At 33.2% G+C, this 22,369-nt stretch carries 25 protein-coding genes; 12 read left to right on the top strand and 13 right to left on the bottom strand.

Going from position 1 to position 22,369, the window contains the following annotated elements; genetic code table 11:
• Nucleotides 1-85 precede the first annotated feature (85 nt).
• From ACFO3N_RS08925 to meaB, 3 genes are all read left to right on the top strand, one after another.
• Complete coding sequence (locus ACFO3N_RS08925) at nucleotides 86-493, top strand: RrF2 family transcriptional regulator (RefSeq protein ID WP_095931086.1); 408 nt, start codon at nucleotides 86-88, stop codon at nucleotides 491-493.
• 57 nt (nucleotides 494-550) lie between these two features.
• On the top strand, nucleotides 551-1,192 hold the full coding sequence (locus ACFO3N_RS08930; RefSeq protein WP_379796999.1) for an NAD(P)-dependent oxidoreductase: 642 nt from the start codon (nucleotides 551-553) through the stop codon (nucleotides 1,190-1,192).
• 247 nt (nucleotides 1,193-1,439) lie between these two features.
• Entirely contained in the window at nucleotides 1,440-2,537 is a 1,098-nt protein-coding gene (gene meaB / locus ACFO3N_RS08935) for a methylmalonyl Co-A mutase-associated GTPase MeaB (protein ID WP_379797001.1), read from the top strand.
• Nucleotides 2,538-2,546: 9 nt separating this feature from the next.
• Here the strand turns inward: meaB and ACFO3N_RS08940 are convergent, their stop codons facing one another.
• The 5 genes from ACFO3N_RS08940 to ACFO3N_RS08960 form a co-directional block, all read right to left on the bottom strand.
• Nucleotides 2,547-3,017: an HAD domain-containing protein gene (locus ACFO3N_RS08940; protein WP_379797003.1), complete on the bottom strand. Its 471-nt coding sequence runs from the start codon at nucleotides 3,015-3,017 to the stop codon at nucleotides 2,547-2,549.
• 18 nt (nucleotides 3,018-3,035) lie between these two features.
• Nucleotides 3,036-3,422, bottom strand: a complete 387-nt coding sequence (locus tag ACFO3N_RS08945; protein ID WP_379797005.1) for a hypothetical protein — start codon at nucleotides 3,420-3,422, stop codon at nucleotides 3,036-3,038.
• A gap of 50 nt (nucleotides 3,423-3,472) precedes the next feature.
• Nucleotides 3,473-5,410, bottom strand: coding sequence for an LTA synthase family protein (locus tag ACFO3N_RS08950; RefSeq protein ID WP_379797007.1), 1,938 nt, complete (start codon nucleotides 5,408-5,410; stop codon nucleotides 3,473-3,475).
• A 37-nt stretch (nucleotides 5,411-5,447) separates the two neighbouring features.
• A complete protein-coding gene (locus ACFO3N_RS08955; protein WP_095931090.1) occupies nucleotides 5,448-5,675 on the bottom strand; it encodes a hypothetical protein in 228 nt (75 codons plus the stop codon).
• 96 nt (nucleotides 5,676-5,771) lie between these two features.
• Complete coding sequence (locus ACFO3N_RS08960; RefSeq protein WP_379797009.1) at nucleotides 5,772-7,154, bottom strand: MATE family efflux transporter; 1,383 nt, start codon at nucleotides 7,152-7,154, stop codon at nucleotides 5,772-5,774.
• Between the two features lie 189 nt (nucleotides 7,155-7,343).
• Here ACFO3N_RS08960 and ACFO3N_RS08965 point away from each other — a divergent pair, with 189 nt between their 5' ends.
• Nucleotides 7,344-7,862 (top strand): hypothetical protein, encoded by a 519-nt coding sequence (locus ACFO3N_RS08965; RefSeq protein WP_379797011.1) that lies wholly within the window; start codon nucleotides 7,344-7,346, stop codon nucleotides 7,860-7,862.
• 128 nt (nucleotides 7,863-7,990) lie between these two features.
• On the opposite strand, the gene ACFO3N_RS08970 is transcribed toward ACFO3N_RS08965, so the two are convergent.
• A complete protein-coding gene (locus tag ACFO3N_RS08970; RefSeq protein WP_379797013.1) occupies nucleotides 7,991-8,869 on the bottom strand; it encodes a PPK2 family polyphosphate kinase in 879 nt (292 codons plus the stop codon).
• A 210-nt stretch (nucleotides 8,870-9,079) separates the two neighbouring features.
• On the opposite strand from ACFO3N_RS08970, the gene ACFO3N_RS08975 reads away from it, so the two are divergent.
• From ACFO3N_RS08975 to ACFO3N_RS09005, 7 genes are all read left to right on the top strand, one after another.
• Nucleotides 9,080-9,916, top strand: a complete 837-nt coding sequence (locus tag ACFO3N_RS08975; protein WP_379797015.1) for a DUF6929 family protein — start codon at nucleotides 9,080-9,082, stop codon at nucleotides 9,914-9,916.
• 334 nt (nucleotides 9,917-10,250) lie between these two features.
• Nucleotides 10,251-10,751: an RNA polymerase sigma factor gene (locus ACFO3N_RS08980; RefSeq protein WP_379797017.1), complete on the top strand. Its 501-nt coding sequence runs from the start codon at nucleotides 10,251-10,253 to the stop codon at nucleotides 10,749-10,751.
• A 2-nt stretch (nucleotides 10,752-10,753) separates the two neighbouring features.
• Nucleotides 10,754-11,710, top strand: coding sequence for a hypothetical protein (locus tag ACFO3N_RS08985; RefSeq protein ID WP_379797019.1), 957 nt, complete (start codon nucleotides 10,754-10,756; stop codon nucleotides 11,708-11,710).
• Between the two features lie 70 nt (nucleotides 11,711-11,780).
• The gene (locus ACFO3N_RS08990; protein WP_379797021.1) at nucleotides 11,781-13,907 is read left to right on the top strand and encodes a vWA domain-containing protein; all 2,127 of its coding nucleotides are present in this window, start codon (nucleotides 11,781-11,783) and stop codon (nucleotides 13,905-13,907) included.
• A 53-nt stretch (nucleotides 13,908-13,960) separates the two neighbouring features.
• Entirely contained in the window at nucleotides 13,961-14,548 is a 588-nt protein-coding gene (locus ACFO3N_RS08995; protein WP_379797023.1) for an LURP-one-related family protein, read from the top strand.
• 114 nt (nucleotides 14,549-14,662) lie between these two features.
• Nucleotides 14,663-15,379 (top strand): 3-ketoacyl-ACP reductase, encoded by a 717-nt coding sequence (locus ACFO3N_RS09000; protein ID WP_379797025.1) that lies wholly within the window; start codon nucleotides 14,663-14,665, stop codon nucleotides 15,377-15,379.
• Nucleotides 15,380-15,514: 135 nt separating this feature from the next.
• Nucleotides 15,515-16,021 (top strand): hypothetical protein, encoded by a 507-nt coding sequence (locus tag ACFO3N_RS09005; protein ID WP_379797027.1) that lies wholly within the window; start codon nucleotides 15,515-15,517, stop codon nucleotides 16,019-16,021.
• Between the two features lie 159 nt (nucleotides 16,022-16,180).
• Here ACFO3N_RS09005 and mtaB read toward each other — a convergent pair whose 3' ends face one another.
• Nucleotides 16,181-17,515: a tRNA (N(6)-L-threonylcarbamoyladenosine(37)-C(2))-methylthiotransferase MtaB gene (gene mtaB, locus ACFO3N_RS09010; protein ID WP_379797029.1), complete on the bottom strand. Its 1,335-nt coding sequence runs from the start codon at nucleotides 17,513-17,515 to the stop codon at nucleotides 16,181-16,183.
• A gap of 487 nt (nucleotides 17,516-18,002) precedes the next feature.
• On the opposite strand from mtaB, the gene ACFO3N_RS09015 reads away from it, so the two are divergent.
• Entirely contained in the window at nucleotides 18,003-18,527 is a 525-nt protein-coding gene (locus tag ACFO3N_RS09015) for a hypothetical protein (RefSeq protein ID WP_095931853.1), read from the top strand.
• Nucleotides 18,528-18,608: 81 nt separating this feature from the next.
• Here the strand turns inward: ACFO3N_RS09015 and ACFO3N_RS09020 are convergent, their stop codons facing one another.
• The 6 genes from ACFO3N_RS09020 to ACFO3N_RS09045 all read right to left on the bottom strand — a co-directional run bounded on the left by ACFO3N_RS09020 (nucleotide 18,609) and on the right by ACFO3N_RS09045 (nucleotide 22,314).
• Complete coding sequence (locus ACFO3N_RS09020) at nucleotides 18,609-18,833, bottom strand: GNAT family N-acetyltransferase (protein WP_379797090.1); 225 nt, start codon at nucleotides 18,831-18,833, stop codon at nucleotides 18,609-18,611.
• Nucleotides 18,834-18,844: 11 nt separating this feature from the next.
• A complete protein-coding gene (locus tag ACFO3N_RS09025; protein WP_379797031.1) occupies nucleotides 18,845-19,138 on the bottom strand; it encodes a GNAT family N-acetyltransferase in 294 nt (97 codons plus the stop codon).
• A gap of 7 nt (nucleotides 19,139-19,145) precedes the next feature.
• Nucleotides 19,146-19,949: a Cof-type HAD-IIB family hydrolase gene (locus ACFO3N_RS09030; protein ID WP_379797033.1), complete on the bottom strand. Its 804-nt coding sequence runs from the start codon at nucleotides 19,947-19,949 to the stop codon at nucleotides 19,146-19,148.
• A gap of 123 nt (nucleotides 19,950-20,072) precedes the next feature.
• Entirely contained in the window at nucleotides 20,073-20,291 is a 219-nt protein-coding gene (locus ACFO3N_RS09035) for a putative signal transducing protein (RefSeq protein WP_095931831.1), read from the bottom strand.
• Nucleotides 20,292-20,385: 94 nt separating this feature from the next.
• Nucleotides 20,386-21,048, bottom strand: a complete 663-nt coding sequence (locus ACFO3N_RS09040) for a DEAD/DEAH box helicase (protein WP_379797035.1) — start codon at nucleotides 21,046-21,048, stop codon at nucleotides 20,386-20,388.
• A gap of 102 nt (nucleotides 21,049-21,150) precedes the next feature.
• A complete protein-coding gene (locus ACFO3N_RS09045; RefSeq protein WP_379797037.1) occupies nucleotides 21,151-22,314 on the bottom strand; it encodes a sigma-54-dependent transcriptional regulator in 1,164 nt (387 codons plus the stop codon).
• Nucleotides 22,315-22,369: the final 55 nt, after the last annotated feature.

Raw genomic sequence — 22,369 nt, forward strand, 5'->3', positions numbered from 1 at the left:
AATTTGAGGTAAAGAATTAATTTTTAGTTAAATTAGTATTTTGTGTTACAAAAAGATATAAATTTGTAACATATTTTATTACAGTATGATTTCAGGTAAATTTGCCATAACGATTCACATTCTTACTCTATTGCATAAATTCCCTAATGATTATTTATCATCGGAGTTTATTGCGGGAAGTATTAATTTAAATCCTGTTTTGGTTCGAAAAGAAATTGCCAACCTAAAAGCGCATCATGTTGTAGAAAGTAAAGAAGGAAAAAATGGCGGTACAAAATTGGCGGTTAATGCTGCCGAACTGACTTTAAAACAAATATTCGAAATGACCTTTGAAACTATTGGTTTAGGTTTTGCTAAAAACCAACCCAATCCTGATTGTCCTGTTGGAAAAAACATCAATCAGCATTTGGAGAATTTATACAGCGAAATGAATCAGAAAGTTAGCTTACAGCTGGAAGGTATTTCATTGGAAGATTTTTCGAATCAATTTTAAAACTATTTTTTTAACCTAAACTGTAACATTTTTTATTACTAAATAAATTTATATATTATGAAAATCGCACTTATCGGAGCTACAGGATTTGTTGGCTCAGCAATTTTAAACGAATTAGCAGATAGAAAACATGAAATCACTGCTATTGCAAGAACTCCAAAAGACACAGCAAACGCTACTTGGGTTGCTGCAGATATCTTTAATGTTGATTCTTTGGCAGAGATCTTAAAAGGTCATGATGTTGTGGTTAATGCTTATAATCCAGGATGGACTAACCCAAATATTTACGATGACTTTTTAGCTGGATCCAAAGCTATTCAGGAAGCAGTTAAAAAATCGGGTGTTAAACGTTTTATCACTATCGGTGGTGCAGGAAGTTTATATGTTGCTCCAGATTTACAAGCGGTTGATACTCCAGATTTTCCAAAAGAGATTTTCCCAGGTGCCAATGCTGCAAGACATTATTTAAATATCATTAAAGAAGAAAAAGATTTAGACTGGGCATTTTTTAGTCCTGCTTTTGAAATGCATGCTGGAACTAAAACAGGTAGAACTGGAAAATACCGTTTAGGTTTAGAAAATCCGGTTTTCAATGACGAACAAAGAAGTATCTTATCTGTAGAAGATTTAGCGGTTGTAATTGCTGATGAAGTAGAAACTCCAAAACATCATCAAGTTAGGTTTACTGCTGGGTATTAAAAAGATACTAAGTTTTTTTGCCACGAATTCACGAATTTTCTTTTTAAAATCTTTGAGATTATTTTTTCGAATTAATTTGAATAATATTAGATAAAGATTTTAAAAAGAAAATTCGTGAATTCGTGGCAAACTTTTTTTTACTCCTTTTGAGAATAACAAATTAGCGGAAATTCGTGTAATTGGTAGCAAACTAACTTTTTGAAACTGTTTTTGTTTTCTGTACTTTTACATTTCTAAAAAGTGCGTTTTGTCAAATTCTAATAAACAAACTGGTAGCATATCTGAAAAAGCTGGAATTTCACCTCCCGAAATCACCAATATTTCGGCTATCAATCAAATTAAAAACAAACGCAGACAACAACCTTCTTCTCAAGAATTAATTAATGGTGTTTTAGAAGGAAATAGAACTTCTTTAAGCCGTGCTATTACTTTAATTGAAAGCACCAATCCAGATCATTTTGAAAAAGCTGGCGAAGTCATTCAAGGCTGTTTGGCTCATGCCAATAAATCAATTCGAATTGGAATTACAGGTGTTCCTGGTGTTGGAAAAAGTACTTTTATTGAAGCTTTTGGAAAACATCTGACTCAACTTGGAAAAAAAGTAGCTGTATTGGCTGTTGATCCAAGCAGTTCGCTTTCGCACGGAAGTATTTTGGGCGATAAAACCAGAATGGAAGAATTGGTTAAAGATGAAAATGCTTTTATCAGACCAAGTGCTTCTGGAGAAACTTTAGGCGGAGTGGCTCGAAAAACCCGAGAAACGATTATTCTTTGTGAAGCCGCAGGTTTTGATACTATAATTATCGAAACAGTTGGTGTTGGCCAAAGTGAAACTGCCGTTCACGGTATGGTAGATTTCTTTTTACTTTTAAAAATTTCTGGTGCAGGCGATGAACTTCAAGGCATCAAACGAGGCATTATGGAAATGGCTGATGCAATTGTAATCAACAAAGCAGACGGCGACAATATAAAAAAAGCGAATCAGGCGAAATTAGAGTTTAATCGTGCTTTACATTTATTTCCTCCAAAAAAATCAAATTGGCAACCTAAAGTCACCACTTGCAGTTCGCTAACAAAAGATGGAATTCCCGAAGTTTGGAGTACGATTTCTAATTATTTAGAATTGACAAAAGAATCAGGATTTTTCCAAGACAAAAGAAACGAACAAAACCATTTCTGGATGATGGAAACCATTAATGAGCAATTGAAACAGAATTTTTATAACCGCCCTGAAATTATTTCATTATTGGAAAAAAACAAAAAAGCAGTGCAAAACAATGAAATTTCATCTTTTGCAGCTGCTCAGAATTTGTTAAATATGTACATGAAGAAAATTAGAAAATAGTTCTTCATTTTAAGAGGCATAAAGCTCTTCTTTTCTCAAAATTAAGATAGCCTCTAAAGCTAATTCGTCTGTTAAGCCAACTAAAGGGCTGGTTAGAACCAAATTTTCTTTTAAAGAAAGTGGCAGACCATTTAAAGATTTATCATCATCCAATATTACAAAACTATCATGATCAACTCTAGAATTAAACCAATATAAAATCTCTTCTTTACGGTTTAAATAAGAGTTGTTCTCAGATAATCTTTCAATCTTATTAACGTGTATACCTCGTATTTCAAAGATTTTAAACCATTCAGATATACTATATTTTGATTTGTGTGATGTAGTCAATAAAATATCTGCACTTGTTTCAGAAATAATTTTCTGAAGTGCAAGTGTTGCTCTCGAACTAAACACTGGAAATCCATCATTTAAAAATTCTGGCTTTTTCCAAGAATTAGCAGGAACCATAACTCCATCTATATCTAACAGTATCAACATATTGCAAATTTACAAAAATTATTCAGAAACAATATCATTTATAGTTTCTATATCAATTTGGTTATACTCTGCATCCCTTTCATTCAAGTATTGAATTTTTGAATCAGTATCCCAATCGTTTTCATCAAACTCAATATCATTCCATTTATACTCTTTTGTAGCAGATGATTTTAAGCTTTTAATTTTACCTATTTCAATTTCAGCCAATAATGAACTTATGTATCTATGATGCCCATCAATAACTAAATTTTCAAAGATTTTAATATCATCGAACTTAATTCCATTAACCATCTTTTTATACATCCTCTTAATCACAGGAAGACTTAATTTATGATGTGTCGATGTTAAAGCTATCTCATTATGTCCAATAAATTTTTTAATTCCTTTTACAGTAATTTCAATCATTAGTATTTTTTTTACAAAAGTAAATAAAATACTACAAAAAATAAATATTGTTATTTTTTAGTTCTAAGCTTATACTTACTTTCCTTATACAAATTCCCTGCTGTAATAACATGCGCTAAGGCATCTTTTGCTAAATCTTCGTTTAATTTAACTGGAATTAAAGTTGTATCATTTTTGATTTCAAATTGCAATGGTTTCAAATTGGGTTGCATGATCACAACTTGATTTTCAACTCTAAATGCATTAATGTCATTAAACTGCATGATAGATCTTCCTTGTACTTTTGAATCTAATTTTGTTAAGTTACGTCCTACCATTGGCGTTTCGAAAGGCATTCCTAAATACCCTAACAATGTTGGCGGAATATCAATTTGACTTGCCAGTCTGTCATAAACTGCACCTTTTGGAACTCCTGGTCCCATAATAAATGCTGGAATATGGAATTTATTTATTGGAACTAAATTTTTACCATATGTTCTCGTATTATGATCTGCGATTACGATGAAAATGGTGTTCTTAAAATAATCCTCTTTTTTTGCCATTTCAAAGAATTTTCCAATAGAGAAATCAGCATATTTCATGGCATTATTTACCGTGTTAGGCTTTTTATCATAAGGTTTAATTCTTCCTGCTGGATATTCAAAAGGTTCGTGATTGGAAGTCGAGAACATTAAGGAAAAGAACGGTTTGTCTCCTTTTGATTTAAAATACTGATTGGCTTTGGTTACCAAATCTTCATCAGAATATCCCCAAGTTCCTTTAAAAGCATATTTATTTCCATCAGATTCAAAATCGGTTTGGTCGACAATATCTTGGAAACCATTTCCATTAAAAAATGAAGCCATATTATCAAAATTGGCCATTCCTCCGTAAATGAAACTGGTGTCGTACCCTTTTTGTTTTAAAGCATCTGCTAAGGTAAAAAAGCCTTGCTGTGAATTTCCTAATCTTACAACACTTTCAGATGGTGAAGGCAAAAATCCAGTAACTACTGCTTCAATTCCGCGAACACTTCTGGTTCCTGTGCAATACAAATTAGTAAATAATGTTCCTTCTTTAGATAATTTATCAAATTCTGGCGTTAATGGTTTGCCGCCTAAAATTCCAACGTACTCTGCGCCTAAACTTTCCTGCAAAAAGATTACTAAATTGTAGGGTTTCTTCAATAAAGAATCTGGTTGCTGGACATGCAAAAACGGAATTTCAGTATCGGTAAAATCCTTCGGCCCTGCGATCATGTATTTTTTTACACGAGCAATAGCTTCGGCTTCATCCATTTTTCCATACATTTTTGTATTTCCTTCATTTTTGATTGAATAGGCAGCAAAAGCAACCGTATAAAATGAATTTAATCCAAGAGCGTTTGTTAATTGATCGGTAGAAAAAACAGCATTACTCGCATTAATAGGACGCTTTGAAGTTAAACTAGAACGTGCTCCAAAAAACAATAAAAAAGCTACTAATGGAAATATCATTAACTTGAATTTGTATTCTGCACTTGAAGTATAGAATAATTGTTTTCCTTTTTTGAAAGCAAAATAAAGCGCAACTCCTAAAATTAGAAATGTTACGATTATAGAAGTCAGATAACTTTTTAAAAGCATTCCTACTACTTCCTTCGGATAAATAAGATAATCTAAGAAAATCTTATTAGGACGTGTATCATATTGTTTTACAAAATCTGGCGAAGCTAATTCTACAAAAAGAATTAAAAACAGAAACAGAAAACTATATACTACCAGAAACTTATTGGTAAATTTTAGCCATTTATTCGGCAAAAAGGTAATTAGTAATGCAGGAAGAAACGACAAATAACAAAGTAATATCAAATCCATTCGAAGACCGATCGGAAAAATATACCAGAAATCTGGCGTTTGAACTACTCTTTCTTTAAAAAGAAAAAATAAAAAAACTCGACTTAGAGTTGTAATCAATAATCCGATTGCGATGAAATTAAAAATCGGTTTTAAGAAACGTAAGTTTTTCATTAAGATAGTTATAAGAACGTAAAATCAGACAAACAAATTACTCTTCGTAACGGTTTATTTCTCTGTCATAAAACTCATTTGCTTTTTCAATTAAATCTTCCATTTCGGCGTTTAATTCTGCTTCGTCAAGATCTTCAGCTTCTTCTAAAAACTCTACCTCATCATCTTTCAAATTGATTATAAATCTTGGATAATCTAAGTGAATGATAAAAATATCGTCTGGAAAATCTGTGTTATCTCCAAGTAAAAATTTAGGTAATTCCATGTCTGTCTATTTTTTTTAGTAATTGATTATTTTTTTTTTTACCGATTTCTCTTGTTTTAATCTTCAAAATCAGTGAAATATATTTTTCAAATTTAATTATTCTATATCTGATTTAGCAATTAATCTCTTTGTCAAGTAATGAAAACGAATATAAAGGCAAATTGCCGCTGCAGTCAAACCTGCCAAAAGTCCGACCCAAACTCCCTGCGCTTTCAGTTCTGTGTGCTCTCCTAAATAATAGGAAATCGGAAAACCAATAACCCAATAGGCTACAAAAGTAATGTACATTGGAACTTTTACGTCTTGTAATCCGCGTAAAGCGCCCAAAACCACAACTTGAATTCCGTCAGAAATCTGGAAAACAGCTGCAATTAAAAGCAGTTTTGAAGCAATGCCAATAACTTCTTCGTTATCTAAAATTTGTCCTGTATTTTCCATATTTAAGAAAATGTATGGAAGATAATCGTGGAAAATAATAAAGAAAATTGCAAAAACAGTCTCTAAGATTATAGCAAGCAAAAAGATAGAACGAGCAACAACAATCAGCTTTTTATAATCCATCAATCCTCTTTGGTTACTTACACGCACCATAGAGGTTACGCTTAATCCCATTGCAAACATAAAAGTCATCGAAGCCAAACTCAAAGCAATCTGATTGGCTGCCTGACTTGTTTTTCCGATGTTTCCGCAAAGCCAGATCGAAGCGGTAAACAAAACCACTTCAAAAAGCATCTGCATTGCAGAAGGAAATCCGATACTTATAATTTTTTTGATCATAGTTTTTTTGATTTCATTAAAACTAAAACCTTTAAAAAATCGTTTTAAATCATCTCTTCGCGAAAGCATAATATGCATGAACATTACCAAAAATATTCTCGAAATTACGGTTCCTAATGCTGCGCCAATAATTCCCATTTTTGGAAAAATCCAGATTCCGTAAATCAAAACATAGTTTATACCTACGTGAAGCACATTTGCCATTATCATGGCATACATCGAATATTTTGTCAAAGACATTCCGTCTGCAAATTGCTTATACCCTTGATACATTACAAGTGGAATCAAAGAAAAAGCTACCCATCCTAAATAAGGTTTTGCAAGTACAATAACATCTTCTGGCTGTTTTAACAATTCCATAATTGGTTTAGCAAACATGATAACCGTAAAAAGTACCAGTCCTAGAATCGTACATAGAAATAATCCATGATGAAAAGCAGAACGAATTTTGGTATCGTTTTTCTCCGCATCACCTTCGGCAACGATTGGCGTAATGGCTGTAGAAAATCCGATTCCTAAAGACATTGCAATAAAAATCATACTGTTACCAAGTGAAACTGCCGCCAATTCTGTGCTTCCAATTTTACCAACCATTATATTATCGACAATACCAATTAAAGTATGTCCGACCATACCCAAAATTACGGGATAAGCTAGTCTTAAATTATACGAAAACTCTTTGGTGTACTGCTTTGAATTCACTTTTATTCTATTTTGTGCGCAAAGATAGTCAGAAGCTTCGAATTCTATCCTATCAATAAAAATATATGCCAATTTTAAGACAAAAATAAGACGAACTCAATATTATGTAACGATTTTTAAAAATTGTATAACAAACTCCAAACGCCTCCAATATAATTTTACATCATAGAAATTTCAAAAATATAAGCCATGAAAAAATTACAGATGTTATGCCTAGCTGCGTTCGCGTTTTTATTTGCCAACACAACTTTTGCTCAAGAGAGCGGAGTAGAAAATTACGATCAGGGTTTTAGATTAGGAGTCGGATTAAATGGAGGATTACCGACCGACGGTGATTACGACTGGGCTCTTGGGGGAGACGTTCGTTTACAATATGATCTTTCTAAGAAAACATCTTTGACTTTAACAACGGGATTTACAAACCTATTTATGGGAAAAGATGACCTCGGAAACAACATAAAAGATCTTGGATTTATTCCGGCCAAAGCTGGTTTTAAAGCTTTTGTCTTAAAAGATCAATTTTATGTTTTAGGAGAACTGGGTGCTGGTTTTGCAGTAACAAATGGTTACGATAAAACAACTTTTTTATGGGCTCCAGGAATTGGTTATGCCAACAAGTACATCGACTTAAGTGTTCGTTACGAAGATTATCACGATTTTAGAACCAATCAAGTAGCATTGCGTGTTGCTTATGGTTTTAAACTATAAAAAATAGGTTTAATTTATTATTTTGTTTTTGGTAAAAACCCGACAGCCTGAATGGTCTGTCGGGTTTTTTATTATTGTGTCTCGTCCTAAAAAAATTATCTAATTGACTAATTATCTCATTAACCAATTTACTTTTCTCCTAATTCTTTCTTATACAATTCAATATTGGCTGCCGTTTTTTCGTCTAACTCAGGTTCTTTAATATCGGTATGTTTTTTCATTTCTTCCCAAATAATTTTTGCTACAATATAGCGTGACATTTCTTTGTCATCTGCAGGAACAATATACCATGGTGCATGCGAAGTCGATGTTTTATTGATCGCTTCTTCATAATATTTCATGTATTCATCCCAATAGCCGCGTTCTTTTAAATCGCCTGGCGAAAATTTCCAATTGTGTTTTTCTTCTTCCAAACGACGCAATAAACGCTGGCGCTGTTCTTCTTTGCTCAAATGCAGATAGAATTTCATTACGATTGTTCCGTTTTGAGCAATATGTTTTTCAAAATTATTAATCTGTTTAATTCTATTTCCCCAAAAATCAGACGTAATATCGTCTACAGAATTAATTTCTGGTAAGTTTTCGGCCAAGACATATTCAGGATGCACACGGGTTACTAGAACATTTTCATAATGGGTTCTATTAAAAATGGCAAACTTTCCTTTTTCTGGCAATGCAATATAATGGCGCCATAAATAATCATGCTCCAGTTCTGTTGAAGTGGGCGTTTTAAAACTATGCACCACTACTCCACGCGGATTAAACTCCTTAAAAACTTCACGAATCAAACTATCTTTCCCCGAAGTATCCATTCCTTGCAGACAAATTAAAACACTGTATTTGTTGTGCGCGTACATTACGTCTTGCAAATCGCTTAATTTGGCTTGTACCTTATTTAATTTTTCTTCTTTTTCCTTGTCATCTGCTTTAACATCCAAAACAGTTGGAATTTCTTTAAGCTTTATTTTATCTACAACTTTAAAATCTTTCGGATCTATTGATTTCATATCTTTTTCATTTTTTGTCTTATAAATATAGTAATTTTACGAAGCATATTCCTGCTATTCATTGCAATACTTTTCAATAAACTGCTTTTTTCCAAAGCCATAACAAGAGCTTCCGTTGGTCGCTTTCTTATGTCAGGAAAAAATGCAATTTCTTTTCAAAGTATTTCCATTTCTATCAGGGCTAGACACTCATTTTCAAAATAACAATTCATGGAAAAATTCACATTAGAAATATTATTTCAAATCATCGGAATCGGTTCTGCATCAGGATTATTTTACAATAACGATGCGCTTTATGTAATTGGCGACAACAGCGGATTCCTTTACGAATACAATATGCAGAATCAGCAATTAAATCAACACGCTTTAATTGACAATCCGACGCAAAATATTCAGAAAAATCTAAAACCTGATTTTGAATCCCTAACGCATCATAACGACACATTGTATGTTTTTGGTTCTGGCTCAACCGACAAACGAAATAAAATGATTGAATTCGATATTAAATCAAAAACGGTTTTACAAAAGAATAATTTAGTCGATTTGTATGCAGTAATGCAGAGCTTTGGAGAAATAAAACCCGAAGATTTTAATCTGGAAGGCGCTATTTTTGATGGAGAAAATTGGTATTTATTCAATCGAGGAAATGGCGCTACCAACAAAAACACCATTTTTACCATTCACGCTAAAAATCTCGGAGAAGAATTTGCTCTGATTTCGGTCAATTACAAGTTGCCAAAAATAAAAGGCGTTCGTTCCAGTTTTACCGATGCTGTTTTGGTCGGTGATAAAATCTATTTCCTTTCAACCGCAGAAGATACTAAATCAACTTACGATGATGGTGCAATCTTAGGAAGTTTCATTGGAAGAATAGACGTTAAAACGATGAAAATAGATTTCACTCAAAAAATTACGGCAACCAATAAATTTGAAGGTCTAACTTTATACAAAAAAGAAAATAATAAAATCGAGTTTTTGCTTTGCGAAGACAATGACACAGAGCTTTTAGAAACAAAGATTTATAAATTGACATTACCGATTAAATAATATTTTGCGAATCTTTGCAAAAGAGCTATTACACAGAGATTCACAAAGATTTTCGCAGAGAAACACAAAATATTTTGATTACAATATTATTGTAGAGACACACTGCAGTGCGTCTAAAATGAGAAAATTCATTATTTGATATTCTTTGCGTAGACGCACTGCAGTGCGTCTCTACAGTAAAACCTTTGTAACTTTGTAACTTTGAAACTTTGAAACTAAAAAAATATTTTAATATTTTTTTCACCCCCATCCCAACCTTTTTATCTTTTTATCTCTCTATACAAGAAAGACAACAATTGTGATAAACGAGACTCAAATAGCAAACTGTAAAAAAATGCACCGCGACGCCCAGCGTCAGGTGTACGAATACATGGCACCTAAGTTGTACCGCCTTTGCAAAAGATATTTAAAAAAGGAAGAAGAAATTGAAGAAGCATTAGCCGATTCTTTCTTTACTATTTTCACCAAACTGGATCAATTAAAAGAAGCTTATGCTTTTGAAGCTTGGGCTAGACGAATAACTGTAAATCATTGTTTGGCGACTATTAGAAAAGCAACCAACTTCAACATGTATTTAGACGACGTAAAGCTGATTTCTCAACCTTCTGTCGACGAACTGAATACGTTGGAAGAAGAAGATCTACTTAATTTATTAAACCATATTCCTGACGGCTGTAAAACTGTTTTTAACCTTTTTGTTATTGAAGGTTACTCTCATAAAGAAATAGCCGAAATGCTAAAGATTTCTGAAGGCACCTCAAAATCACAATTGAATGCCGCTAAGACCAAACTGAAAGAACTGGTTAATAAACTGTATTATCAAAAAGCAAAATAGTCATGGACAATCAAGATAAATTATTCGATAAAATAAAAGAAGCTTCGCAAAAAGCCGAGCTTCAAGACTTTCCAGGAATGGAAAAAGTCTGGTCGCGTGTTGAAGAAAAACTGGACAAAAAAGAAGATAAAAAAACAATCGCTTTATGGAAGAAAATTGCAATTGCGGCTTCTCTTCTTTTACTTATTTCTTTAGGATATCAATTTTTACATGCAGACAAAGAAACTGTAATAGAAACGCCAAAAGTGGTTTTTGATGCAAAAGAAACCAAACAATTGGGAAAACCCATTTTAGATAAAAAAGCGGCAACTCCGACCTCAGATTCAGAAATAGTTTCTAATGAAGAAGCCGTTAAAATTTTAGAAAATCAAACTAAAAACAAAGAACGAGTTGCGATTCAAGAAACAATGATTCCTAAATCAGAACCAATTCAAGCTGTTGTAACACCAAAAATTGAAGCAGAAGCTACTATTCCTGCAAAAGTCGCAATAAGTGAAAGTTTTGATGAAGAAGATGCTAGTTCTTCAAAAAAAGATGCTTTAGAAGAAAGAAGTTATCTAGACAAACAATCTGCGAAAGTTGCTTACGCAGCCGCACCAGCTCAAAAAGCTAAGAAAAATGCTCCTTTGGTAATTCTTAACGGAAATGCTATGGCACACAGTGACGATGCTAAAAGAGACAAAATGATGCAGGCAGAAATGTCTAATTTACAGCCTGAAAATGTGGAGTCTCTAGTAGTTCTAGACGATCCTTTATACATTATCGATGGCATCTATTACTCTGAAGAAGATTTATTTGGCAAAAACCCAACAAGTCCTTATGCTCCTTTGGACAAACAGGAAATTAAAACTATAACTATTTTGCAAGATCTTGAAGCCACTTCTAAATATGGCGAACGAGGAAAAAAGGGAGTTCTTATAATCACTACTAAAAACGGAAAACCAGCTCCGAAAAAATAATCTTATGCTTTGTCAAAGTCTGCAGCTTTGACAAAGCAAAATCAAAACATTAATCTTAAAACTTATTATCATGAAAAGTCTAAAACTTATTTCATCAGCCATTTCTATGCTTATATGTTTCGTAAGTATGGCGCAGGAAAGAACTATTACCGGAACTGTCACAGATGAATCTAATTTACCTTTGCCCGGTGTTCAAATAACAATTAAAGGAACTCAAAAAAACAGTCAAACCGATTATTATGGAAACTATTCTATTCAGGCACATAAAGGAGAAGTTCTTATTTTTAGCTACATTGGAATGGAATCTCAAACTATTATTGTAAAAAAGTCAGATATTATTAATGTTACATTAAAAAATAGTTCTAATGAACTTAGTGAAGTTGTCGTTACAGGTTATACCGCTCCAAAAAAACAAATTATAAGTGCTGCTGCTATGGCAGTGGTTCGAAGCTCAACTGCAGAAACTCAGGCTCGAAACTATAAAGAATATTCTGCTAAACCAGCTCCAATTGCTATTCGCGGTACTGCATCAATTTCTCCAAAAAATGAACCAACGTACATTATTGATGGAGTTCCCGTAAAAGCCAATCAAATGGCAAAAATTAATCCGAATGATATTGATAATGTTTCGGTTTTAAAAGACCAAGCGGCAACTTCGATTTACGGAAGCAAAGCTTCAAATGGTGTTGTAGTCATTTCAAGCAAAAATGAAATCTACAAAAACCTTTCAGAAAAAGAATTGGACAAAAAATTAAACATTATGCCAATTCCGACTGAACCAACTCAGGAAGATTATGATGCTTTTGTAGAAAATACTTTTGAAAGCCCTAAAACTGCACCGCTTTCTACTTTTTCTATAGATGTCGATAATGCTTCGTACACCAATATCAGACGTTTTTTAAACAACGGACAGCAAGTTCCAAAAGATGCCGTTCGTGTAGAAGAAATGGTTAATTTCTTTAAATATACTTATCCGCAGCCCAAAAATGAACATCCATTTTCGATCAATACAGAAGTGAGCGATTCGCCTTGGAACTCCAATAACAAAATATTGAAAATTGGTTTACAAGGAAAAAACATTCCAACTGAAGATTTGCCCGCTTCAAACCTTGTTTTCTTGATTGATGTTTCTGGATCTATGGAAGACATGAACAAATTACCTTTGCTAAAACAATCATTAAAAATTTTGGTTAACGAATTAAGAGCAAAAGACAAAGTGGCAATTGTAGTTTACGCGGGTGCTGCAGGAATGGTTTTGCCTCCAACTTCTGGAGATGAGAAAAAAACAATTATTAATGCATTGGATAATTTGCAAGCCGGAGGAAGTACAGCTGGAGGAGCAGGAATTGAATTGGCCTATAAGATTGCAACTGAAAATTTCATTAAAAGCGGAAACAACAGAGTAATCTTGGCTACCGACGGAGATTTTAACGTTGGAAGTTCTTCTAATTCTGATATGGAAAAATTAATTGAAGAAAAAAGAAAAACAGGCGTTTTCTTGACTTGTTTAGGTTACGGAATGGGAAATTACAAGGACAGCAAAATGGAAATCTTGGCTGACAAAGGAAACGGAAATTACGCCTACATCGATAATATTCAAGAAGCCAATCGTTTTTTAGGAAAAGAATTCAAAGGTTCGATGTTTGCTATCGCGAAAGATGTAAAAATCCAGATTGAATTTAATCCAAAACAAGTTCAGGCATATAGATTAATTGGTTATGAAAACAGAAAATTGCGTCCAGAAGATTTTAAAAATGACGCCATTGATGCAGGAGAATTGGGTAGCAATCATACCGTTACGGCTTTGTATGAAATTATTCCAGCGGGAGTAAAAAGCGATTATTTAGCCGAACAGCCAGATGCTTTAAAATATACTAAAACCGAAACAAATTCTACAAATTACAGCAATGAATTGGCTACAATAAAATTCCGTTACAAAAAACCTGATGGCGATAAAAGCATCGAAATGGTTCAAGTAATCGAAAATAAATCGGTGATTTTAGAGAAAGCAAGTGATGATATGAAATTTAGTTCTGCCGTAGCTTGGTTCGGATTAAAATTAAGAGATTCAAAATTAATCGCTGACAAATCTTCTAAAGAAATTATAAAACTAGCTAAACAAGGAAATTCAAACGACGGCGAAGGTTATAAAGCAGAATTTATTCGTTTAGTTGAAACTTCGAAACTGTACAATTAATAAAAATTATATTACATTTGCAACTTTATTTTTAAAACTTATTTTACACACGTATGAATCCTATTTTAAGCCAAAATCTATTTTTAGTAAAAGAACATGTTGGAATGTTCAAAGCCGCAAACAATTACGATATCTATCATCCAGAAACCAATCAAATTATAATGAACTGCCGAGAAAACAATCTTGGTTTTTTCACCAAAGTATTTCGTTTTACAGATTATAAGAGAGCAACTCCGTTTAATGTTGAAATTACAACTGCTTCTGGCGAAAAATTAATTTCAGTAAGAAGAGGTGTTGCAATCTTTAGATCTACTGTTGAAGTTTTGGACGAAAAAGATCGTTTGGTTGGAACTTTCAAACAAAAATTCTTTTCTATTGGAGGAAAGTTTGATATTCTGGATAAAAACGAAAAACCAGTTGCAACACTTCAAGGAAAATGGACTGGTTGGGATTTTAAATTCTCTCATGAAGGAAGACAATTGGCTCAAGTAAATAAAAAATGGGCCGGATTAGGAAAAGAGTTTTTTACAAGTGCCGATAATTATGCGCTTCAAATTGAAGAGACAGTGGCAGCCGATAGTCCGTTGAGACAGTTAATTTTAGGAGCAGTAATGTGTATAGACATGGTTCTGAAAGAATAACAAAAAGTTGTTAAACTTAGATTAAGAATATCTTTTAAAGCATCATTTTAGTTTTCAAAACCTTATTTTTGTAAGACTTAAAATGATGCTTTTTGCATTTCTAAAAATACAATCATGACCGACTTAAAAAATAAAAATGCCTTTATTACAGGCGCAGGAAAAGGAATTGGAAAAGCTGTGGCAATTGCTTTGGCTAAAGAAGGCGTAAATCTAATTTTAGTTTCGAGAACAAAAAGTGATATCGATCAATTGGCAGAAGAAACGGCTAAACTGGGCGTCAAAACTTTGGCTTTGTCTGCCGATGTTTCTGACATCAGTTCTATCAATTCTGCGGTTGAAAAAGCTATTGCAGAATTTAAAAGTATTGACATTTTAATCAATAGCGCTGGAATTGCTTTTTTTGGAAAATTCTTAGAATTAGAGCCAGAAGCATGGGAAAGAATTATCCAGGTAAATTTAATGGGGACGTATTACACAACTCGTGCAATTATCCCAAATATGATCGAAAGACAAACTGGAGACATCATCAATATTTCGTCAACTGCTGGATTAAACGGAAACGCTTTGACAAGTGCTTACAGTGCTTCTAAATTTGCTGTTTTAGGCTTAACCGATTCTTTGATGCAGGAAATGAGAAAACACAATATTCGTGTTACAGCTTTAACACCAAGTACCGTTGCAACTGATATGGCAAAAGACTTAAACTTAACTGATGGAAACCCAGAAAAAGTAATGCAGTCTGAAGACATGGCAGATTTAATCATTGCTCAATTAAAATTAAACCGAAGAGTGTTTATTAAAAATAGCAGCATCTGGTCTACTAATCCTTAAAAAAAAATAAATTCCAATTTTTTGAAGTTCCAAATTCCAATTACTTTGAGATTGGAATTTGGAATTTTAGTATTGAAATTTGGAATTAAATTATTGGAATTTGGAATTTAATTATTGGAATTTAAAAAAAACATGATGGAACAATATTTAAGACAATTGGTCGAAATAGAATTTCAGGATAAAAAACAGATTTTCTCCGGATTTCTTATTGATTATTCTGATGAATGGATTTTGCTTCGAAATAATCCTGTAGATTTCATTTTGGATGGTTTTGTTATTTTGAGAAATAAAAACATTGAAGCTGTTAACCGAGATCACGATTTGGCTTTTACAGAAAAAGTAATCCGTTTGAAAGGATTAAAAATTAATTCGGATGATATTATCCCAATTAAAGATTTGGCTTCGATCATTACATTTATTTCTGAGAAATATGGCATTTTTCAGATTGCAAAAAAATCATCTAAATCTGCTTATCTAGGAAAATTAATCGAATTAAATGAAGAAGAATTGACTATCGATTTTTTAGATACGCAAGGTCAGTTTGGAGGAGAATTAAGTTTTAATCCCGAAAAAATTCGAGTTATAGAATTTGATACCGATTATATTAATTCTTTGAAATTGGTTGTTCAGGAAAATGAATAATTTATAAAAACAGAAAAGCCTCTTATTAGAGGCTTTTTTTGTCATTCCGAGGAACGAGGAATCACACTAGTAATTCCGTATACTATAATTGTCAATCTTTGTAGAGTTTCGAGTGCGATTCCTCGTTCCTCGGAATGACAAATACTTTGAGTATATTTTTTAAACTTCCGCCAATTTATTCAAAAACTCCAAACGTACACTTCCGTCTTCGTCTATTTTTGTTAGATTGATTTCTTGCAAAGTATTTACCAATTCTGGATTCCAAGGTGTTTTTACTTTTACGTAGTTTTCAGTAAACCCGTGAATATATCCTTCCTTGTTTTCACTTTCAAAAAGTACCGTTCTGTTTGTCCCTAACTGGCTTTCGTAAAAAGCACGACGTTTTTTAACTGACAAACCACGAAGCATTTTACTGCGTTTTGCTCTAACATTAGAAGGAACTACACCTTCCATATCAACAGCTTCTGTATTATCTCTTTCTGAATACGTAAATACATGCAAATACGAAATATCCAATTCATTTAAGAAATGATACGTTTCTAAAAAGTGTTCATCTGTTTCTCCGGGAAAACCAACGATAACATCAACACCAATACAAGCGTGTGGCATTACTTCGCGAATTTTGCTTACACGATCTGTGTAAACTTCACGCAAATAGCGACGTTTCATTAATTTCAAAATATCATTGCTTCCTGATTGCAACGGAATATGGAAATGAGGTACAAAAGTTCTGCTTTTAGAAACAAATTCGATCGTTTCGTTTTTCAATAAATTCGGTTCGATTGAAGAAATTCTCAAACGCTCAATTCCTTCTACTTTATCCAAAGCCTGAACTAAATCCAAAAAAGTATGTTCGTGTTTTTTGTTTCCGAACTCCCCTTTTCCGTAATCACCAATATTAACACCCGTTAAAACAATTTCACGGATATTTTGAGCCGAAATTTCTTTGGCATTTTTTAAAACATTTTCTAAAGCATCACTTCTAGAAATTCCTCTTGCCAGTGGAATTGTACAATAGGTACATTTATAATCACAACCGTCCTGAACTTTTAAGAAAGCTCTAGTACGATCTCCAATAGAATAACTTCCAACGTAGAAATCGGCTTCAGCAATTTCGCATGAATGAACTTCACCCATATCGTTTTTGCTCAAATCATGGATATAGTCCGTGATTTTGAATTTTTCTGTTGCGCCCAAAACCAAATCAACACCATCAACCGCTGCTAATTCTTCTGGTTTTAATTGTGCATAACAGCCAACAGCAGCAACAAAGGCTTTTTCATTAAGCTTCATTGCTTTTCTAACTACCTGCTTAAACTGCTTATCTGCATTTTCGGTTACAGAGCAAGTATTGATGACATAAATATCTGCTATTTCTTCAAAATCGACGCGGTCAAAACCTTCGTCATTAAAATTTCTGGCAATTGTAGAAGTCTCTGAAAAATTCAGTTTACAACCCAGTGTATAAAAGGCAACTTTTTTTCTATTTTCCATAATCTGCTTAAATTAATGAAATCGTTGTCAAAAAATTTAAGGCTGCAAATTTACGAACAATATTCATCAAAAGAAAGCAATTAATCTACTTCGAATCAATAATTTGACACTAATGTTAATTTAGAAACATTCGAAAGCTAATTTTTTCTATTTTTATTAAAAAAAAATGTGAGCCCGCTATTCTTGAAATTTTAACACTCAGATAAGAATTAAATGACAAAATAATCGATTAAATGCAAATTTTATCGATTAAATACATTTTTTTCGGTTTTAAATTCTAAATTTCTTACATTTACCATTGTTATGAATGTAATTCAAAATTAGTTTAGATTAAAGAATTTTGATAAGCTTTAATTAATTTAATAATAATTCGGGCATAACAATTTTGAATTTTACTCGTTATGTTGTTGTTTTGTGTTACAAAATGAAATGGGAAAGCCGAAAACCAAAGAGAGTAGGCAAAATTAAAATACAAATACCACGCTTTATGAAAGCATTTTTACCCACAATCTGCTTGATGTTCTTAACCGTATTTAGTTCGCAAGCGCAAACTAATGCTCCAGCCGCAAATGCAAATCCATTTCCTACTATTAGCACATTGACGACTTGGGCAAGCTTTAACTCACAACAGCAATTTGATGTTGCTATTCGTGCAGTTGGGTTTAAGTTTGAAGTTAAAGAACCAGGTGAAGGATCTACAGCTTATACCTACATTCGTAAAGTAACAGTTAACGAAGTAAATTATACCGATAGAATTGTATACAGAATTACAAACAACAATTCTGCAAGTATCATTTCTTTAGTAACCGCTTCTACTGATTTAGTTAGTTTATACACTCCACAATTAGCAAGCTTTAAAAATAACAACTGTAAAACAGAAATGTCTAAAGACAAAAATACGACTTGTAGCTGTTACGAAAGTGCCAATTTTGCAATCGATCTTTGCGACGAGCGTGTAAAATTAACTATGGGTGACGGAAATAAATATTTTGTTTCTGTAGCTAAAAAATAATATTTTCAAATATTACTTCTTAATTAATTCCAAATCTTTACTGACTTTTAAGTATGTAAAGATTTGGAATTCGTTTTTTATTTAAATTCTGTTTGGATTCTTAAGTTCGTACCAAACTTCTAATTCTTCATCGTATTCAAAAGAATTTACAAAATGAAATCCTAATTTCTCCAGAATTTTTCTTGAGTTTTCATTTCCTGCATCTGCGTAAGCATAAAGCACTTCTACTTTCATTTCATTAAAAGCATAATCAATAAAAGCTCTTCCTGCTTCGGTTGCATAACCTTTCCCCCAATGCTTTTCGATAAAACGATATCCTACTCATAAAAGTTTTTATGATTGTTTATCTCGTCTGTAATAAATTTGATTCCAGACCAGCCAATAAATTCATTGGTTTCCTTAAGAACAACAGCCCATCTTCCTGTGCCAAGATCTTTGTATTGTTTATGAACAAATTTGATATATTCAATGCTTTCGTCAATATGTTTTACAGGTCTATTGCCGACAAATAAATGCACGTTTGGATTAGAATCCAATTCAAACATTCCTTCCGCATCAGAAAGTTCTAATTCTCGTAAAAGCAAACGCTCTGTTTCAATTGGATTTTTCATCTTTTATTTAATTTAAAATATATTTTTGCACCACTTCAGCAACACCATCATCATTATTTGAAGCTACGATTAAATCTGCTCTATCACGCAATTCAGGATTCACATTATCTACCCAAACCCCTAAACCTGCATATTCTATCATGGTCAAGTCATTTCCTGCGTTTCCAACGGCAATAATCTCACTTTGATGAATACCTAGCTTTTCTGCCAAAAGTTTCAAACTCGCAGCTTTATCAATGCCTTGCTGTGCCGCTTCTAAGAAAAATGGTTTAGACATCGAAACACTTAAATGTGGCATAGCCTCCATTAAATCTTTTTCCAAGGTTTTTAAATAGGCTGGATCTTGTAGCAAAATACATTTAACCGCTGGTCTGTCTACATAATCTTTAAAGCTCGAAACTTTAAGATGCGCCATTCCAGTGATTTCTTTTTCTACCTCAATATATTCAGAATCTGTTTCGCTAATAATTTGGTCATCTAAATAAGTAATGATGTGCGCATTCTTTTTTACACTATAATCGTATAACGCATGAATTTGCTCTACAGTTAACTTTTGTTCAAACAAAACCAGATCGTCTTTCACACGGCTTATTATTGCGCCGTTAAACGAAATCATATACGAATCGTTTTTATCTAATTCCAACTCCTTTGCATAAGCCGTCATTGCTGTGGTTGGTCTTCCAGAAGCCAAAACAACATAAACGCCTTTTGCTTGTGCTTCTAGTATTACTTTTTTATTTAAATCTGATATTCTGTGATCGTCTGTCAACAAGGTGTCATCCATGTCGAGCACTAACATTTTGTATTGCATAATTTTTATTGTTCAGTGTTCAGTATTTAGTATGCAGTCAGTATGCAGTCAGTATGCGGTCACAGTTTGCAATTATATCTTCAAACTATGATTGAACACTAAATACTGAATACTGATTACTTTTTATAAGCTCATTCTAAACTCTTCTATAACCGGATTTGCTTTTGCAAAATCTGTTTCTTGTATAAATACTTCAATCGCCAAATCTGTCTGGCCAAAACCTCCTAAACGTGCAGATTGAATATTATCTTTTTTTACTGTTTCTACTCCAGCTTCTTCTAATCTTTCCTGCAAAGCAATTGCTAATACTTCACTTCCAGAAAATACTTTCATTAATCCCATAACTCTATATTTTTATTCTGTTAATTTCTAAATCAAAAAATCCCGCTTTTCAGCTACTGAGACTGAAAACCGGGACTGAAAACTTTATTATAAATTATTCTTCTTCTTCAATATCGTCTTCGTCTTCATCAAGCTCTTCTCCATCTTCGTCCATATCAAACAAATAAGGCTCAACCATGATTTTATCTGCCAAAATTTCAATACGCTCTGTCAGAGTTTCAGAAAAGATAATTCGCTGCACTTTGGCAATACTATTTGAAATACGCGTGATTTTTGGATCATGACGCAATTTCAAAATCGGATCTGCATCATCCAAAATAAACATTTTTAAACGATTTACATTGTAACCCGCTGTGCTGAACATGTCATTTAATTTAGTTGGCGTACCGATTAAAACGTCAATTCCTGTAGAAACATAGTTTTTATCATAATCCATGTCGCCTTTTTCGTTTACACCATAAACTTCCAAATTGGTGTATTTCCCATACTTCTCAAAAAGCTCAACCATTTCCAAAACCTTTGCTTTGTCTTCCACAATGATTAAAGCACGTGGCGATTCTTCCGTTTTACCAGCCAATTGCTGAATCACATTTAAAACAATCGTTGTTGTTTTCCCAGTTCCTTTTGGAGAAATAATTACACAATCAGCACCGCTTTTTATGGTTGAAAAAGTTTCCAACTGCAAAGCATTCGCTTCCGTTAAACCATTTTCAACTAATCCGTCTTGTAATTTCTCGTTTATTTTTTTTAGTTTCATTTTTTTGAGCTTTAAGCTTTAAGCTATGCGCTGTAAGCAAAAATTATTTAGTTTCTATAAAAGCTTAAAGCCTAAAGCTTATAGCCTAAAGCGCGAAGCACTTTATTTGCTTGCGAACATTTTCACATCTGATTCTGAGATTTCGTTTCCTCCCAAAATAATCAATCTTTCTACCACATTTCGAAGTTCACGAATATTTCCTGTCCAATCGTATTCTTGCAATAATTTTATGGCTTGCGCCGAAAACGACTTAATCGCATTTCCTTGCTCTAAAGCTATTTTTTCTGCAAAATGCGAAATCAAAGCCGGAATATCATCACGTCTTTCATTCAATGGCGGAACTTTAATTAAAATCACAGCCAAACGATGATATAAATCTTCACGGAAACGGCCTTCTGCAATTTCTGTTTTTAGATCTTTATTTGTTGCCGCAACAACACGAACATCAACTTTAATATCTTTATCAGCACCCACTCTCGTAATCATACTTTCTTGCAAAGCACGCAAAACTTTGGCTTGCGCCGAAAGACTCATATCTCCAATTTCATCCAAGAAAATAGTTCCTTTGTCTGCTGCTTCAAACTTTCCTGCACGATCTTTTACTGCCGATGTAAAAGCACCTTTTACGTGCCCGAACAATTCGCTTTCGATCAATTCGCTTGGAATTGCAGCACAGTTGACTTCAATTAACGGAAAACTAGAACGCTCGCTTTTTTCATGTAGCTGATGCGCCACTAATTCTTTTCCTGTTCCATTTGGCCCCGTAATCAAAACTCTAGCTTCTGTTTGCGCCACTTTATCAATCATCACTTTAATATGATTAATCGATTCGCTGTCACCAATCATTTCGTAGTTTTTGCTAACTTTTTTCTTCAGGATTTTATTTTCAACTACCAATTGTTTTTTGTCCAAAGCATTACGAACCGTATTCAATAAACGGTTCAAATCTGGCGGTTTCGAAATATAATCAAAAGCTCCTAAACGCATGGTCTGAATTGCAGTTTCCATATCACCGTGCCCCGAGATCATCACCATCGGGATTTCTGGTTTTATCTTTTTTACTTCTTCCAAAACCTCAACACCGTCCATTTTTGGCATTTTTATATCACATAACACCAAATCATAGTCGTTGTTTTTTATTTTTTCAAGTCCCGCAACACCATCTTCAGCTTCATCAACCTGATACGCATCATTTTCTTCTGATAATATTTTTACCAGAACTCTTCTGATCGCTGCTTCGTCTTCGACAATTAGTATTTTACTCATTCTTTTTAAAGATACTAAGATACTAAGATGCTAAGATTCTGAGTTTTTTAGCTAA

It is taken from the genome of Flavobacterium chungangensis (assembly GCF_042654045.1).
Classification (GTDB): domain Bacteria; phylum Bacteroidota; class Bacteroidia; order Flavobacteriales; family Flavobacteriaceae; genus Flavobacterium; species Flavobacterium chungangensis.

Bases quoted from the DNA above. Each gene is read 5' to 3' on its own strand.
- ACFO3N_RS08925 (WP_095931086.1), top strand. From the start codon at position 86: ATGATTTCAGGTAAATTTGCCATAACGATTCACATTCTTACTCTATTG.
- ACFO3N_RS08930 (WP_379796999.1), top strand. From the start codon at position 551: ATGAAAATCGCACTTATCGGAGCTACAGGATTTGTTGGCTCAGCAATT.
- ACFO3N_RS08940 (WP_379797003.1), bottom strand. From the start codon at position 3,017: ATGTTGATACTGTTAGATATAGATGGAGTTATGGTTCCTGCTAATTCT.
- ACFO3N_RS08945 (WP_379797005.1), bottom strand. From the start codon at position 3,422: ATGATTGAAATTACTGTAAAAGGAATTAAAAAATTTATTGGACATAAT.
- ACFO3N_RS08950 (WP_379797007.1), bottom strand. From the start codon at position 5,410: ATGAAAAACTTACGTTTCTTAAAACCGATTTTTAATTTCATCGCAATC.
- ACFO3N_RS08955 (WP_095931090.1), bottom strand. From the start codon at position 5,675: ATGGAATTACCTAAATTTTTACTTGGAGATAACACAGATTTTCCAGAC.
- ACFO3N_RS08965 (WP_379797011.1), top strand. From the start codon at position 7,344: ATGAAAAAATTACAGATGTTATGCCTAGCTGCGTTCGCGTTTTTATTT.
- ACFO3N_RS08970 (WP_379797013.1), bottom strand. From the start codon at position 8,869: ATGAAATCAATAGATCCGAAAGATTTTAAAGTTGTAGATAAAATAAAG.
- ACFO3N_RS08975 (WP_379797015.1), top strand. From the start codon at position 9,080: ATGGAAAAATTCACATTAGAAATATTATTTCAAATCATCGGAATCGGT.
- ACFO3N_RS08980 (WP_379797017.1), top strand. From the start codon at position 10,251: ATGCACCGCGACGCCCAGCGTCAGGTGTACGAATACATGGCACCTAAG.
- ACFO3N_RS08985 (WP_379797019.1), top strand. From the start codon at position 10,754: ATGGACAATCAAGATAAATTATTCGATAAAATAAAAGAAGCTTCGCAA.
- ACFO3N_RS08990 (WP_379797021.1), top strand. From the start codon at position 11,781: ATGAAAAGTCTAAAACTTATTTCATCAGCCATTTCTATGCTTATATGT.
- ACFO3N_RS08995 (WP_379797023.1), top strand. From the start codon at position 13,961: ATGAATCCTATTTTAAGCCAAAATCTATTTTTAGTAAAAGAACATGTT.
- ACFO3N_RS09000 (WP_379797025.1), top strand. From the start codon at position 14,663: ATGACCGACTTAAAAAATAAAAATGCCTTTATTACAGGCGCAGGAAAA.
- ACFO3N_RS09005 (WP_379797027.1), top strand. From the start codon at position 15,515: ATGGAACAATATTTAAGACAATTGGTCGAAATAGAATTTCAGGATAAA.
- mtaB (WP_379797029.1), bottom strand. From the start codon at position 17,515: ATGGAAAATAGAAAAAAAGTTGCCTTTTATACACTGGGTTGTAAACTG.
- ACFO3N_RS09015 (WP_095931853.1), top strand. From the start codon at position 18,003: ATGAAAGCATTTTTACCCACAATCTGCTTGATGTTCTTAACCGTATTT.
- ACFO3N_RS09025 (WP_379797031.1), bottom strand. From the start codon at position 19,138: ATGAAAAATCCAATTGAAACAGAGCGTTTGCTTTTACGAGAATTAGAA.
- ACFO3N_RS09030 (WP_379797033.1), bottom strand. From the start codon at position 19,949: ATGCAATACAAAATGTTAGTGCTCGACATGGATGACACCTTGTTGACA.
- ACFO3N_RS09035 (WP_095931831.1), bottom strand. From the start codon at position 20,291: ATGGGATTAATGAAAGTATTTTCTGGAAGTGAAGTATTAGCAATTGCT.
- ACFO3N_RS09040 (WP_379797035.1), bottom strand. From the start codon at position 21,048: ATGAAACTAAAAAAAATAAACGAGAAATTACAAGACGGATTAGTTGAA.
- ACFO3N_RS09045 (WP_379797037.1), bottom strand. From the start codon at position 22,314: ATGAGTAAAATACTAATTGTCGAAGACGAAGCAGCGATCAGAAGAGTT.